15 protein-coding genes and 1 tRNA gene (1 of these 16 cut by a window edge) are annotated in these 14,655 nt (G+C 39.6%); 10 read left to right on the top strand and 6 right to left on the bottom strand.

Features of this window, described 5'->3' with window-relative positions:
* Positions 1-103: 103 nt before the first annotated feature.
* The gene (locus CTY48_RS05210; RefSeq protein ID WP_099467445.1) at positions 104-922 is read right to left on the bottom strand and encodes an HAD-IIB family hydrolase; all 819 of its coding nucleotides are present in this window, start codon (positions 920-922) and stop codon (positions 104-106) included.
* A 142-nt stretch (positions 923-1,064) separates the two neighbouring features.
* Between CTY48_RS05210 and CTY48_RS05205 the strand changes: the two genes are divergently transcribed.
* On the top strand, positions 1,065-2,060 hold the full coding sequence (locus CTY48_RS05205; protein WP_099467521.1) for an SPL family radical SAM protein: 996 nt from the start codon (positions 1,065-1,067) through the stop codon (positions 2,058-2,060).
* Between the two features lie 86 nt (positions 2,061-2,146).
* Entirely contained in the window at positions 2,147-3,580 is a 1,434-nt protein-coding gene (locus tag CTY48_RS05200; RefSeq protein WP_331463140.1) for a protein adenylyltransferase SelO, read from the top strand.
* Positions 3,581-4,017: 437 nt separating this feature from the next.
* Here CTY48_RS05200 and CTY48_RS05195 read toward each other — a convergent pair whose 3' ends face one another.
* The 4 genes from CTY48_RS05195 to CTY48_RS05180 all read right to left on the bottom strand — a co-directional run bounded on the left by CTY48_RS05195 (position 4,018) and on the right by CTY48_RS05180 (position 6,579).
* Positions 4,018-4,554, bottom strand: a complete 537-nt coding sequence (locus CTY48_RS05195) for a GNAT family N-acetyltransferase (protein WP_236354734.1) — start codon at positions 4,552-4,554, stop codon at positions 4,018-4,020.
* A 173-nt stretch (positions 4,555-4,727) separates the two neighbouring features.
* Entirely contained in the window at positions 4,728-5,483 is a 756-nt protein-coding gene (locus CTY48_RS05190) for an alpha/beta fold hydrolase (RefSeq protein ID WP_099467443.1), read from the bottom strand.
* A gap of 204 nt (positions 5,484-5,687) precedes the next feature.
* The gene (locus CTY48_RS05185) at positions 5,688-6,383 is read right to left on the bottom strand and encodes an HNH endonuclease (protein ID WP_236354733.1); all 696 of its coding nucleotides are present in this window, start codon (positions 6,381-6,383) and stop codon (positions 5,688-5,690) included.
* 108 nt (positions 6,384-6,491) lie between these two features.
* Positions 6,492-6,579 (bottom strand) — tRNA-Ser (locus tag CTY48_RS05180).
* Positions 6,580-6,814: 235 nt separating this feature from the next.
* Between CTY48_RS05180 and CTY48_RS05175 the strand changes: the two genes are divergently transcribed.
* The 5 genes from CTY48_RS05175 to CTY48_RS05155 are packed head-to-tail and all read left to right on the top strand — an operon-like array spanning position 6,815 to position 11,000.
* Positions 6,815-7,888 carry a 6-phosphofructokinase gene (locus tag CTY48_RS05175; protein ID WP_099467441.1) on the top strand — a complete coding sequence of 358 codons (1,074 nt, stop codon included), beginning with the start codon at positions 6,815-6,817 and terminating at the stop codon, positions 7,886-7,888.
* Between the two features lie 26 nt (positions 7,889-7,914).
* Positions 7,915-9,483 carry a DNA polymerase III subunit gamma/tau gene (gene dnaX / locus CTY48_RS05170; RefSeq protein WP_099467440.1) on the top strand — a complete coding sequence of 523 codons (1,569 nt, stop codon included), beginning with the start codon at positions 7,915-7,917 and terminating at the stop codon, positions 9,481-9,483.
* A 15-nt stretch (positions 9,484-9,498) separates the two neighbouring features.
* Positions 9,499-9,852: a YbaB/EbfC family nucleoid-associated protein gene (locus CTY48_RS05165; RefSeq protein WP_099467439.1), complete on the top strand. Its 354-nt coding sequence runs from the start codon at positions 9,499-9,501 to the stop codon at positions 9,850-9,852.
* Positions 9,852-10,448, top strand: coding sequence for a recombination mediator RecR (recR, locus tag CTY48_RS05160; RefSeq protein WP_099467438.1), 597 nt, complete (start codon positions 9,852-9,854; stop codon positions 10,446-10,448). The genes CTY48_RS05165 and recR overlap by 1 nt, the downstream gene beginning before the upstream one ends.
* A gap of 12 nt (positions 10,449-10,460) precedes the next feature.
* On the top strand, positions 10,461-11,000 hold the full coding sequence (locus tag CTY48_RS05155; protein ID WP_236354732.1) for an HD domain-containing protein: 540 nt from the start codon (positions 10,461-10,463) through the stop codon (positions 10,998-11,000).
* On the opposite strand, the gene yyaC is transcribed toward CTY48_RS05155, so the two are convergent.
* A complete protein-coding gene (yyaC, locus tag CTY48_RS05150) occupies positions 10,946-11,569 on the bottom strand; it encodes a spore protease YyaC (protein ID WP_099467437.1) in 624 nt (207 codons plus the stop codon). The genes CTY48_RS05155 and yyaC overlap by 55 nt on opposite strands.
* Positions 11,570-11,853: 284 nt before the next feature.
* Here yyaC and CTY48_RS05145 point away from each other — a divergent pair, with 284 nt between their 5' ends.
* The 3 genes from CTY48_RS05145 to CTY48_RS05135 form a co-directional block, all read left to right on the top strand.
* Entirely contained in the window at positions 11,854-13,176 is a 1,323-nt protein-coding gene (locus tag CTY48_RS05145; RefSeq protein WP_099467436.1) for a LysM peptidoglycan-binding domain-containing protein, read from the top strand.
* Between the two features lie 88 nt (positions 13,177-13,264).
* Positions 13,265-14,461, top strand: a complete 1,197-nt coding sequence (locus tag CTY48_RS05140; protein WP_099467435.1) for a DUF5711 family protein — start codon at positions 13,265-13,267, stop codon at positions 14,459-14,461.
* A gap of 34 nt (positions 14,462-14,495) precedes the next feature.
* Positions 14,496-14,655, top strand: the start of a protein-coding gene (locus tag CTY48_RS05135; protein ID WP_099467434.1) for a CvpA family protein. 491 nt of this gene lie beyond the right edge of the window; the window shows 160 of its 651 coding nt (coding positions 1-160); its start codon is at positions 14,496-14,498; its stop codon lies off the right edge, out of view.

The raw sequence follows: 14,655 nt of genomic DNA, 5'->3' as shown, positions 1-14,655 counted from the left end.
TCCTCCTTTAAGTTTTGAAGGATATCCTTAGATAAAGGATAAGTCCATTAAAAATCAAATGCAAGAAATTTTTTAAAATTAATGAATACAGGATGATTTTTTGTTACAGAACTTGAAGCACGTCGCATATCGCATGATGTATCCCATTACTATCGTTATCGAGTGTAACATATCTTGCCTTTTCTTTCACATGAGCCTCGGCATTTCCCATTGCAAAGCTATATTGATATGCTGATAACATCTCAATATCATTTACATCGTCGCCAAAAACTGCAATTTCATTTTTCTCCAAGCCTATTATAGAGCGTATTTTCTCTATGCTCTCAAATTTATTTATAGAATTGCCCATAATTTGTACAGCTTTTCCTCCATCAGTTAAATAAAGCTGCGCTTTATTTTGACATAAGGATTTTAGAGAAGCAATAAGCGTATCGTCTATCGGCGTAACAGAATCAATTAAATTTGCAAAAAATATAAGAATTTTAACAGTTTTTAGATTGTGTATATCTCCCAAGGCAAGGGATTCTTCGAGAGTAACACCCCAGCTTTTATATCCGTTATCATCAAGTGGATAACGAAATGCATGTTTTTCATCTTCTAATTGTAATGCAATGTTTAGTTTTTCATATTCACAAACAAGCTTAACAACATTTTCCACAATCTCATCAGTGATAGGCTGATATTCTTTTTGATTGCCTATTTTAATACAACCGCCGTTGTAATAGGAACCGCCGTCAAACAATGACAACATGTTTTCATCCCAAGACAGCATTTTGTCTAAAAGAGGAGGACGTGCCGTGGCAATAAAAAGCTTAACACCTTTTTCTTTACATTTCTCTAATGTCAGTCTTGTTTTTCCTGAGATTGTTTTCTCGCGGTTTAGTAATGTGCCGTCTAAATCAAAGAAAATCGCTTTAACCATACTATGACCCTCCTATGTGTTATTTTTAAATATTTATTTTATCATATAAATGTGAAGAAGTCGCTTCCTGAGAATCGACTTTTCAGAATATTTTTTACTATTTCCGGTAAACTATAACCGTTAGGAGGTGTTCAGAGTGAGTATGGACTTTGATGCGGTGTATTATGAGCCGGCTGCGCTTGATTATGATCTAGGACAGATGCTGCAGCGCAAATATGCAAATCTGCCATGGAGGCAGATAGAAAATCACAATCGTATAACGGAAATGACATCGGCGGACAATCGGGACTTTCCAAAGCTAAAAAAACATCTGATTATCGGGATCAGAAAGACACACCGATATGTGCCGAATCATAAGGTTTCTGACTGGCTGGTACCCTACACATCATCAGGCTGCAGGGCGATGTGCCTATACTGCTATCTGGTATGTAATTACAATAAATGTGCCTATCTGCGCCTATTTGTCAATCGTGAGCAAATGTTGGACAGGCTGCTTAAAAAGGATGCTGCAGCTCTCGTACCGCAAACATTTGAGATTGGAAGTAACAGTGATTTGCTGTTGGAAAATACAATAACGGATAATTTGCTCTATACAATCGAGCGTTTTGCTCATGAAGGCCACGGTAGCCTGACGTTTCCTACAAAATTTGATATGGTAACTCCGTTGCTTAACCTTGACCACCGCGGGAAAACCATATTTCGCATGAGCGTAAACCCGCAGGAAATAATAAATCGCATAGAGCTGGGAACTTCCCGACTACCTGCAAGAATCCGTGCACTAAACGACATGGCAGAGGCGGGATATCCGGTGGGGATGTTGATTGCACCCGTGATTCTCCTTCCAAACTGGAAGAGTCTGTACGGGGAACTCATAGAGTACCTGGCAGAAGAGCTGAGCGACAAGGTTATGCAAAATGGCTTTATAGAAATTATACTAATGACGTACAGTTTCGTACAAAATGCTATTAACACAGATGCTTTCCCAAATGCCATACAGCTTTTCGACCGGGAAACCATGACCGGACGTGGGCGTGGCAAATACTCCTATCGAAACGATATCCGTGCAGAGGCCGAGTCGTTTTTACGAGAAAAGATTATGCAGCAGTTAGGGACCATGCCGATACTGTATATTTCATAATACTTTTTTCCGGTATTAATTTTTTAATAAAATTAAGCAGATACTAAGAGTGCTTCAAATATCATTTTTTAAGAAGGATGAGAAAATTGGAAAAGAAAAAATGGAATTTTAATAACAGCTATACGAAGCTGCCAAATATTTTCTACACGAAACAATATCCAATCCCTGTGCAAAACCCCAAGCTTATTATTTTTAATAATTCACTAGCGGCTTCTATTGGGGCATCTCTGCAATTGGAGGTCTTTGCTGGAAATGAAATTCCAAAGGGGGCTGAGCCCTTGGCGCAGGCATATGCAGGACATCAGTTTGGGCATTTTACCATGTTAGGAGACGGACGCGCCATCCTTCTTGGCGAGCAAATAACAGATTCTGGAGAGCGTTTTGATATTCAACTAAAAGGCTCTGGACGAACTCCATACTCCCGGGGTGGTGACGGGCGAGCCGCTTTGGGCCCCATGCTGCGGGAATATATTATTAGTGAGGCAATGCATGCATTAGGAATTCCAACAACAAGGAGTTTAGCAGTTGTAATAACAGGAGAAACTGTGAAACGCGAGAGAAATCTTCTTGGAGCAGTCTTAACACGTGTTGCAGCAAGCCATATTCGTGTAGGAACATTTGAATATGCTTCATACTTTGGAACAAAAGAGGATGTTCGCAGGTTAGCTGATTATACCATAATACGCCATTTTCCAGGCATTGCCACATTTGAAAACAAATATCTGCTACTGTTAAGAGAAGTGATAAAGCGGCAGGCATCTCTGATTTCCAAATGGCAATTGGTTGGATTTATTCATGGTGTAATGAATACAGATAATATGGCCATTAGCGGTGAAACCATTGATTATGGTCCCTGCGCATTTATGGATGTTTATCATCCGGCTACTGTTTTTAGTTCTATTGATATACATGGCCGGTACGCTTATGAAAATCAACCTAATATGGCTGTCTGGAATTTGGCACGTTTTGCTGAAACCTTGCTTCCCCTTTTACATAATGATGAGAAGCAGGCTGTAACGCTTGCACAAGAAGAGCTCTCAAGGTTTTGGGATTTATATCAGAAACATTGGTTAACTGGAATGAGTGCAAAGCTAGGCTTGTATAATGACAAAGCAGAAGATCAATCATTGATTAAAGATTTTTTGCAACTTATGCAAAAACACCAAGCAGATTATACGAAGACATTCCAATCCCTAACATTTGATAAGAGCGATGGTCAGACTCTGTTTTCCAGCCCGGATTATCATCATTGGCATAATCGATGGCAAGCACGTCTTAACGCGCAATCAAAATCAAAAGATGAAAGCAAGATGCTTATGAAAAGGCATAACCCTGCTATTATTCCAAGAAACCACCGAGTGGAAGAAGCGCTGAATGCTGCTGAAGAGGGAGATTTAAACAAAATGCACCAGCTTCTCGATGCATTGGATAATCCTTATGAATATACACCTGAACAAGAAGAGTTTTCAAAGCTGCCCTCACCTGAGTTTTGCCATTATAAAACATTTTGTGGAACTTGAGGGGTCTTTAGCACTAATGCGATTCCTTGACTACGGTATTCACTATTGATATATACATTCATTAAATGTGTACTTCTGCCTGTTGGGCGTGAGAATGTGAGCATCATTTCAATGTAACAAAGTGTTGTGCATCCAATTATATCTTTATCAATAGCCAAAACTGTTGTTTGACTATCACTATTAAAAATATTCTCTACTGCTATATATTAATTTTTTACTAAACTCATAATCGCAAGGCAACTGATTTACTACTTTCAACATTTCTAATCTACTTTGCATCGATAATTCCATATCATCCTTCGACGCAACAACATATATATCACGCCATACCATACAATAAAATTTGTGTCATTCGGTCAAAATAGATACAACTATTTCGTTCTTATTATGCTTATTATAAGAAGCTGGAAATCTTGTAAATTTAGAATTTTCATCTTTTATGTCAGCGCATAAAATTCTGCTCTAGTAATGGAATACACGCATGTTTTTGTGTTTTTCTCATCCCAATATTCCTTACGTAATAACATACCAATTTTTTCAGCCACTTTTTTTGAGGGTATATTTGTCCATCTTTGATAACAAAATATTTCATTAAGGTCCGTGTTTTCATAAGCATATCTTAAACAGGCTTTCGCTGCCTGTGAAGCATACCCTTTACACCAAAAACGCTTATCAACATGGTAGCCTATTTCAGGGAACAAATTCCCATCACCATAAATATTCTGCATGGTGATTCCGCAATCTCCAATGAATTGATTGGTGTCCTTTAAAATAATAGCCCATAAACCAAAGCCGTATCTTTTATAGTTATCAAGATTCCAGTCAATCCAACCTCTTGTTTTGTCCATATCGAATACTCTTGGGTAATATTGCATTGTTTCTTGATCTGATAATATTTGATACCATAGCATAAAATCATTCATAGTTAATTCTCTTAATGCGAGCTCTTTTGTTTCTATTACATAATTCCCCACTTGTACCCTCCAATAAATTCACAAGCATCTGCATGTCATATCAATAATACGAAATTCAACTCTCGTTATTTCGTATAACACAAAAAGTTAGGCTAAAATAGATATAATCCTGCATCCATTTTAGCCCGACAACGTTGTGTCATTGGGTCAAAATAGATGCAGACATTTCGTTCTCAGTATGCTCGTTTTGCGAACAAAGCATTTAGTCGTTCTATATATTTTTCTGTATATATCAAGCTAAGTTCTCCATGCTTCATTCCTTGTGCGATATAGAGTTGGTTCCTCTTGATCTTGCTGTGCAACAGCTCGGCGGATTTTTTCATAATACGTATTTCCTTTGAGCCTACAATAATCAGCACTTTCGCACTTGTGTTTGTGATAGAATCCTTCAGCTCATAATTTCCATTGCTGAGTGTTATATTGATAAGTGTTTGCCGGGACATTCTCAGGCTGTCATGATAATAGCGCTCAAAATCGTATTCCGGTACACAGAGAGATTTGGCTTGAATTCTTGAAAACCAACGTCGCTTAATTAGCCCATAAAGCAATTTGTATGTTGGAACTGTCAGCATAGTCGTTCCTTTAATTGGGCAAACGAGTGCACTTTCAAGGATAGCAAACTCGGTAATATCATTTCGTATAGACAAAACTTCGGCAGTAATTTGCGCGCCAATAGAGAGCCCGCCGATGGCAAAAACCTTTCCGCCAAGCTTTTCATCAATATACCAAATCACTTTTTTTGCAGATTCCTCAATACTGGTAAATTCTGTATATCCATCGTCTCCGTGACCGTCAATAACCGGCATGACAATATGATACTTGGATTTTAGTATTTCGGCAACTTTATCCCAAGACCAGTCAGATAATCCGCCACCATGCAGAAGAATAATGGTCGGCAGGTTAAAATCTCCTGTTTCTCTGAAAAGCATAAAAATCTCCTTTGGAAATTATATAAATAATCTGAAACTCAATATATTTACAAGTATAACATAAAAAATCAAGTTGAAATAAATGCGATTTCGCATCCATTTCAACCTGGATACCATGTGTCATTAGGCCAAAATAGATGCAGTCTACGAATTTGGTGCAGCGTCACGCTACTGGTGGAGGCATGGCCTCACTGGTCAAACACATTAGTTGCCACTATCTTTTTCATATTTCCATTTTAGCATTTCTCTGGAAGGCCAATCATCTTCATTTTCTGGATGTTCAATGTATGTAGCTTTAATCGTAATATCTTCAACCGAAGAAATAATCTCTCCATCAGGATTAATCTTTAATGTTCCTCTATCAAATGCTATTTCGTGATTTGCACATAAACATATGCCGTTACAAGGTTCTTCTATTCCTCCATTAGCTGCATCTTTTATATGTGCGGCTCGTAAAACATCAACATTATTATTGCCACATACAGCACATCGGTTATTATATAAGGTTAAAATATTTTTCCTAAAAGATGGCTTTCTATATGGCTTTTTGTAAACTTTTTCAGTATACTCTTTTCCATCGTATGGCATTTTTTCTCTAATACCAGCCTCATCCAATAACGAGTATTCCCCATCGCTACTTCCAATAGCAACAGGTATCGTTTCGTATCTCTCTGTTGACATATCTAAAAATGCATATGCTCCTTTATCATCGAAAATAACCATAGTACGGACTTCATGTACGGTATTGTGCATCATAATAAATTTTACTGGGTAGTATTTTTCTGGCAAAGCTTCTAAATAATCTTCACGAATATTACGATTGCGTTTTTCTCTAATTGAAGCCATGTTAAATTCAATAAGTAACTGCTTTGTTAAATACCGTATTTCATCATTATACAAAAAATTATCCTCCATTCACCGAAGCTGTATTTAATTCTACATATAACATAAACCCATAAGAGAAAACATAAATGTTTCCCTCACGGGCTCGTACAGTGATAACTTTAACGGAAGCGGTGGGATTCGAACCCACGTGCCGATTGCTCGACAACCTGATTTCGAGTCAGGCTCGTTATGACCACTTCGATACGCTTCCATATATAAAATATAAATATAATGCTTCGGTTTTCCAAAGCAAGTAACCTGATTTGGAGAGCGATACATTAACTCTAACATCTCTCCGTATTAGGAACACCGCCTTATTATAATACAGATTGTGAAATTTAGTCAATAGAATAAATTGTTGTGGTAATAATAAAAGTATAATATAATGAATACATCACGATTACCACATTTTAATACTTTCAGAGAAGTAAGAATGGAGGCAAAACATGTTAAGAATAGGTATGTTAACGAGCGGAGGAGACTGTCAGGCGTTAAATGCAGCCATGAGAGGTGTTGTAAAGGGTGTTACAAATAATATAAAGGAAGTAGAGATTTATGGCTTTTCGGAAGGCTATAAAGGATTGATATATGAAAAATATACGATGTTGGTGGCAAGTGATTTTTCGGGTATATTAACAAGAGGCGGTACGATTCTTGGGACATCGAGGCAACCGTTTAAGCAGATGCGTGTCCCGGACGAAAACGGGCTTGATAAGGTGGAAGCAATGAAGGCGACTTACCATAAATTAAAGTTGGACTGCCTTGTTGTGCTCGGAGGAAACGGAACGCACAAAACAGCCAATATGCTCAGAGAGGAAGGATTAAATGTCATCACCCTTCCAAAGACAATTGATAACGATATCTGGGGAACGGACATGACCTTTGGCTTCCAGAGCGCGGTAGATATTGCGAGTCATGCAATCGACTGCATCCATACGACTGCGGCATCTCACGGAAGGGTGTTTATCGTGGAGGTTATGGGCCATAAGGTAGGCTGGCTTACACTTCATGCAGGACTTGCCGGAGGCGCGGACATTATTTTAATACCGGAGATTCCTTATGATATTGACAAGGTAATTGAAGCGATTGAGAAGAGAAAGCGAATGGGGAAAGGCTTTACCATTCTTGCGGTGGCAGAGGGTGCCATTTCTAAGGAAAATGCCAAGCTTTCCAAAAAAGAATTAAAGGAAAAAATGAAGAAAAGTCCTTACCCATCTGTTTCTTATGAGATAGCAGCGCAGGTTCAGGAAAAAACAGGACAAGAAATAAGAATAACCGTGCCGGGGCACATGCAAAGAGGAGGAAGTCCCTGTCCTTATGACAGAGTGCTTTCTACAAGACTTGGAATTGCGGCGGCACAATTGATATTAGATAAAGATTACGGGAACATGGTTTCCGTTGTCGACGGAGAAATTAGCAAAGTACCATTGGAAGAAGTGGCTGGAAAGCTTAAAATGGTATTACCAGATTCAAGTATTATCAAAGAAGCAAAGCTTGGAGGCATAAGCTTTGGAGACTAAAGAACTCTGGTACGAAAGGAGTCAGCATGTCTTATACAGCACTATATCGTAAATTCAGACCCTTGGAGTTCGAGGACGTAAAAGGTCAGGAGCATATAGTTACGACATTAAAAAATCAGATTAAATTTGATCGAATCGGACACGCCTATCTGTTTTGCGGAACGAGAGGAACCGGAAAGACTACAGTGGCAAAAATTTTTGCTAAGGCAGTCAACTGTGAGCATCCGATTGACGGAAGCCCTTGCAACGAATGTGAAACATGCAAGGCAATCAACACAGGTTCTTCCTTAAACGTAATTGAGATAGATGCAGCGTCCAACAACGGTGTAGACAACATCAGAGAGATTCGGGATGAGGTTTCCTACTCTCCGACTTCCGGAAAATATAAAGTATACATTATTGACGAGGTTCATATGCTTTCCATAGGAGCGTTTAATGCACTTTTGAAGACCTTGGAGGAACCGCCATCCTATGTTATCTTTATCTTGGCAACGACGGAGGCGCACAAAATACCGATTACAATCCTATCCAGATGCCAGCGGTATGATTTTAAAAGAATCGCGATTGAGGCAATCTACGGACGGTTGAAGGAATTAAGCGATAAGGAGCAGGTAGAGGTGGAGGAGAAAGCACTCCGCTACATTGCGAAGATGGGAGACGGCTCTCTTCGAGATGCACTAAGTCTCTTAGACCAATGTATTGCTTTTTACCTTGGAAAGAAGCTTACCTATGAAAATGCCTTGGAGGTGCTAGGGGCGGTTGATACGGAAGTATTCAGCAGGATGCTTCGAAGCACCGTCAACAAGGATGTGCTTGCGGCTATTTCCCAGATTGATGAGCTGATTATGCAGGGAAGGGAGCTTTCCCAGTTTGTATCGGAATTCACTTGGTATTTAAGGAACTTGATGTTGGTGAAGACTTCTGATAATATAGAAGAGGTTTTGGATGTATCAAGCGAAAGTTTAAGCCGGCTGAAAGAAGAGTCAAATATGCTGGAGCTTGATGTAATTATGCGGTACATCCGTATTTTTTCCGAACTATCCAATCAAGTCAAATATTCGACACAAAAGAGGGTTATAATAGAGATTACTTTTATAAAATTATGTAAACCGGCAATGGAGATAAATCTGGATTCTCTTGTGGATCGAATCAGCAGCATTGAAAAGCAGCTCGAAAACGGTGTGAGCCTAAGCCCTGTCGTGCAGATGCAGCAGGAGCCACAAAGAGAGCAGGCAAAGCCCGTGCAAAAGAGCAACGTGCCACTTCCGAAGGCAATTTCGGAGGATGTCAGAAATGTTGTGAAGCAATGGAGAGGCATTGTCGAGGGTGTTTCAGGTTTGGTAAAGCCGTATTTGAAGAGTGCAAAACTCAGTGTTGGAAATGATGACAGACTGATTATTGTTTTCAGTGATTTGATGGCGGACGGTATCGTAAATACACCGGAGCGCAAGACGGAACTGGAGGAATGTATTGCCAGAAATATCGGAAAGACCGTGGAGGTCGATATGAGAATGCTGGAAAGCGGCAGTTCCTTTGAAGAAAATTATGTTGATATACAACAAGTGATCAATATGGATATTGTAATTGAAGATTAAGGAGGATTTAAAACAATGGCAAAACGTGGAGGATTTCAGGGAGGAATGCCTGGAAATATGAATAATCTGATGAAGCAGGCTCAGAAAATGCAAAAGCAGATGGAAGAGACAACAAAGGCTCTGGAAGAAAAAGAGATTACTGCATCAGCAGGCGGTGGAGCAGTTCAGGTTACCATGACAGGTAAGAAGGAAATCACAAAAGTGAAATTATCGGAGGAAGTAGTGGATCCGGATGATATCGAGATGCTTGAGGATTTGATTATGGCTGCAACGAATGAGGCGATCAGACAGATTGAAGAGCTGTCATCCTCATCAATGGCTAAAATTACAGGCGGCTTAGGAGGTCTGGGCGGAGGATTTCCGTTCTAATGGACCTTTACAGCAGACAGATTAGTAAATTGATAGAGGAATTGTCAGGGCTTCCGGGTATAGGAAGTAAATCGGCGCAAAGGCTTGCCTTTCATATTTTAAATATGCCGCTTGAAAGGGTAGAAGGATTATCAAATTCCATCATTGAGGCAAAGCGGAATGTAAAATATTGTAAGCAATGCTATACTTTGACCGATTCTGACCTTTGCCCGATATGCAGCAACCCTAAGAGAGACAGTAAGACCATCATGGTACTGGAAAACACAAGGGATTTGGCGGCATATGAGAAAACCGGTAAATTTGAGGGCGTTTATCATGTTCTTCATGGTGCAATCTCTCCTATGCTTGGTATCGGCCCTAATGATATAAAGCTGAAGGAATTAATGCAGAGGCTTCAGGAGGATATAGATGAAGTTATCATTGCCACAAATTCCAGTCTTGAGGGAGAAACGACGGCTATGTACATCAGCAAATTGATAAAGCCAACGGGAATCAAGGTGAGCAGAATTGCAAGCGGCGTACCGGTGGGAGGAGATTTAGAGTACATAGATGAGGTGACGCTTCTTCGTGCATTGGAAGGGCGAATAGAGATATAGGGGTGCTGTTATTTGAAGAAAAAGAAAGAAAAACGCCAGGATATAAAAAAGAGAAAGCTATATCAGGAATTTTATGAAGAGATTAAGGATTTAGCGGAACATCCAGTGGTTTTGGAGATGAAGAAATATCCCCACCACTGTACCACGAGCTGCTACCAGCATTGCCTTAATGTAGCTTACTATAATTATAAAGTGTGTAAGTCATTAGGGCTTGATGCTAGGGCAGCAGCCAGGGCAGGAATGGTGCATGATTTATTTTTATATGATTGGAGAACCCATGCGAAGGAAACAAACGAGCACTTCCACGCAATGACGCACCCACGGGTAGCATTAAACAATGCAGAGAAACATTTTGAGCTAAACAAGCTGGAGCAGGAAATCATATTGAAGCATATGTGGCCGCTCACGGTTGTCCCACCTAAGAGTTGGGAAGCATTTATCATTGGAATGACGGACAAGTATTGTGGCTTTTTTGAAATAGCAGATTACTATTTCGATCATTTTACGCCTAACTGGTTACATTTACCGTTCGGTAAAATACATGTGAAATAATCGTTTCTCTCCGCCAGACGAATTCCTAGCGAAATACAGTCGGCAAGGTTCATAACTGTGTCAAGTCTGGTTGTCTGAAGAACAAGATTGTCAAGTACACCGGAAACATTTACGATTCCGGTAATAAATATATCGCCGACAGGCAACAAGGTCTTCTTTACTCCCGAACCGGGGGTGAGAGGGCCTTTTCCTAATGTAATATATCCCAAGTGGCTGGATGTTCCAAGAGAAGCATCAATTGCAATAATAAACGGATTGGAATATTTATCATATATTTCCCTGGTCGTTTCGGCCAGATTAAGTGCGTGGACGGGACTTTGAAGCGTTCCGTACACCTTGACATTTTGCAGACGACTCTTTGACAATTTATAACCGACGAGAGGACCTAAGCTGTCACCAGTGACGCGGTCCGTGCCAATGCACAGCACGATGATGGTCTCATAAATAAGCTTGTGGTCAAGCAGCAGCTGGGATAAGCGTTCCGCAAGCTGAAAGCCGGCAAGCTTATCTTTCGAATTAAAGTAACAAATAGAATTATCTATAATGAAAGCCCTCCTTTTATGCAACATGATATAAGATAATTTTAGACTTATCCGGTAAAATATATTCCTTTTTGAGGCAAAAACTTAATGACAAAATAATCCAGACTACAAATTTCACTAAAAAACAGGGAGGAATAAAAACACATTAAGTCAGTTTCTTGCACAAAAACATAAGGCATGTCGCAATTTTGTTAAAATGAAGTGACACATATTGATAAATTTGCCGCTCGGACCGTGATAAAATCTAATGTGTCAAAAGCACCCAAGGTGTAATTGGCACATTAATTCTATTGACATGGAGGGGAGTAGACGTGATAGAAATTGTTTACAGTAAGGAAAATGATAAAAAAGACGAGTACATACGCCTGCCAAAAAATATCAGGCAAATCGGGATACCTGATGAGACAAGGAAGATTTATATCGAAGACTATGCCATCACATTTATCAACCAGTTCGCGTTTAAGAGTATGGAGGAACCGCGGGCTGCCGTTTTGGTCGGATACACAACCTATCACAATTCCTGTGAGTATATTTTTGTCAGTGGTGTCGTGGAAGCGGAGGATGTAAAGATTGGCAGGGATAACATAGAATTTTCCGAACAGACATGGACAGGCATTTACGGCAAAATAAAAAAATATTTTCCAAATCAGGACATCGTAGGCTGGTTTTTGTCCTCGCAGGCATTTCATAGAGAATCAGGCGATGCAATTATCAAGGCGCATATCGATAACTTTGCCGGTAACGACAAGGTATTTATGAAAATAGACCAGCTCGAAAATGAAGAAATCTTTTATGTATTTCAAAGCGGACACTTTGTACGGCAGATGGGCTATTACATCTACTATGAAAAAAATGAAGAGATGCAGGAATACATGGTCCAGGGAAAAGAGCGGGAAAAAAAGCAGGAAGAGCGTTCCATGGAGCAAGTGGAGGACAATGCCGCCAAGAGCTTTCGGAGTATTATTCAGGAGAGGAAGGATGAGAAGCATCAGAAAAAGATGGCTACCTTTATGTACTCGGTGAGCACTCTTTTGGTTATGATTGTCGTTGTGATAGGAATCACGATGATAAATAATTATGACAAGATGAAAAATATGGAACAAACCCTAAATTCTATTTCCCAAGCGGTAAACAGCGAGAAGATAGCCGAAGAGTGGTTTGCAGATAAAAATGACTCGAATGAACTGACAGCCTCCGCTTCAAATGCAGATGATGCCAAGATTGCCGAGGATACGCAGGCAGCGATGAGTCAGTCTGCCATTCCGGTTGAGAATGTAAGCGGGGATGTGGAGAAAAAAGAGGAGCAGGCAGCAGAGGAGACAGATAGTGCCGCAACCGAGCAGACTGATACGCAGCAGCAGACTTCAGGAGTTGTAACCGAGGTTAACTCGACGGAGGAAGAAATGCAAAAAACTTTGGAGGAAAGCAGTCAGGACCAAAGTGCTTCCACGGAAACCGCGGAGGAGACCAAGACAGAAGAGCCTCAGTACTACACGATACAAAAGGGAGATACTCTGGCAAAAATCAGTATGAAGATCTATAATACGCAGGATATGGTAGCACAAATTTGTGAATTAAATAACATTAAAAATGATAATAAGATACAGGCAGGGCAGAAGATTTTGCTCCCTTAATGAAAAAAAGAACTACTTATGCTACCCAAAAGAATGAAAATACGTTATAATCGAAAAAGAAAGAAAAAGCATAAAAGGGTGGGGAGAAATGCCAAACATAAGAGAATATCTAAAGAACAAAAAGGATAACGATGACCGCTCCTTCATGAAAAAGTTGTTTATACACAGGGTGGCGGTTTTTTATAGAATCATTATTATTCTGGTGGTATTGATTGCCATCGGAGTTGGATCTTACCTGTATTTTCAAAATAAGGTATATACAAACTATAATGTTATTTCAACGGTGGAAAGAACAGATACGACAACAACAACCTATTATGAATATGCGGGAGGCATTTTGAAATGCAGCAACGATGGCGCCTCTTATACGGACTATACCGATAAGGTATTATGGAATCAGACCTTTGAGATGATTAATCCGATGGTGGATATTTGTAATGAATATGTAGCAGTTGCTGACCGAGAGGGAAATAAAATCTATGTTTTCAATACGAAGGGGCTGCAAGCGGAAATTAGTATTAACCAGCCAATTGAAAAGCTTCAGGTTGCCAGTCAAGGAGTTGTTTACACGGTGCTTGATGACGGAAACAACTCCTTGATACAGGTGTTTGATAAAGAAGGAAATGAACTGGTAACAAGTAAGCAGCCGATGACAAAGAGCGGTTATCCAATGGATATAGCCGTTTCGGATGATGGAGAAAAACTGGCGGTTTCCTATTTATATGCTGACAGCGGAATTATGAAGACAAATATTGCTTTTTACAATTTTGGCTCTGTCGGACAGAACGAGATTGATCATTTGGTGAGTGCCTATACCTATGACAGCAGTGTATTTCCTAGCATCCAATATGCAAACGAGACAACGGCGGTTGCCTTTGGCGATAGAAAGGTCGGAATTTATAAAGGAAAACAAAGACCGGAAATGATAAAAGAGATAGAGGTCGAAGAGGAGATAGAAAGTGTATTCTGCTCGAAAACTTATTTCGGACTGGTTTTTGAAAATTCGGATACAAGCGAAAAGTATAGATTAGAGTTGTATGATTTGGAAGGAAACAAGGTGAAAACATTGAATTTCAGCCAGGATTATACAAATATTGTAATAAGTGAAAAAGAAGTGATTATTGTCAGTGAGATGGAGTTTAGTGTTTATAAAATGTCGGGGCTTAAAAAGTTCCAATATACAGCTCAGAAGGCATTGTTAAACGTAATACCGGATGCTTCCTTCAATAAATACATTGTTATTGATGCAGGCAGCACGCAGGTCATCAATCTGAAGTTAAATTAGGTTTAAAGAACGAGAGATAAAATCGGAGGATAAAATGAATTGGTTAGTAATTGTAGTTTCTGTTTTCCTAATCCTATGTGCCCTGAATGGATATCGATTAGGATTCGTTAAAAAATTGTTTACGACGTTGTCATTTATTATTACAATTGTTGCTGCATCAGCCTTAACCCCTTATGTCAGCAATTTTTTGACTG

This window comes from Konateibacter massiliensis, assembly GCF_900184995.1.
Taxonomy (GTDB): Bacteria; Bacillota; Clostridia; order Lachnospirales; family Lachnospiraceae; genus Lachnotalea; species Lachnotalea massiliensis.
The sequence above is the reverse complement of the archived record's forward strand: the minus strand, read 5'-3'. Positions and strand labels throughout refer to the sequence as shown.

Coding starts and splice junctions, on each gene's coding strand:
- CTY48_RS05210 (WP_099467445.1), bottom strand. CDS start 922: ATGGTTAAAGCGATTTTCTTTGATTTAGACGGCACATTACTAAACCGC.
- CTY48_RS05205 (WP_099467521.1), top strand. CDS start 1,065: ATGGACTTTGATGCGGTGTATTATGAGCCGGCTGCGCTTGATTATGAT.
- CTY48_RS05190 (WP_099467443.1), bottom strand. CDS start 5,483: ATGCTTTTCAGAGAAACAGGAGATTTTAACCTGCCGACCATTATTCTT.
- CTY48_RS05175 (WP_099467441.1), top strand. CDS start 6,815: ATGTTAAGAATAGGTATGTTAACGAGCGGAGGAGACTGTCAGGCGTTA.
- dnaX (WP_099467440.1), top strand. CDS start 7,915: ATGTCTTATACAGCACTATATCGTAAATTCAGACCCTTGGAGTTCGAG.
- CTY48_RS05165 (WP_099467439.1), top strand. CDS start 9,499: ATGGCAAAACGTGGAGGATTTCAGGGAGGAATGCCTGGAAATATGAAT.
- recR (WP_099467438.1), top strand. CDS start 9,852: ATGGACCTTTACAGCAGACAGATTAGTAAATTGATAGAGGAATTGTCA.
- yyaC (WP_099467437.1), bottom strand. CDS start 11,569: ATGTTGCATAAAAGGAGGGCTTTCATTATAGATAATTCTATTTGTTAC.
- CTY48_RS05140 (WP_099467435.1), top strand. CDS start 13,265: ATGCCAAACATAAGAGAATATCTAAAGAACAAAAAGGATAACGATGAC.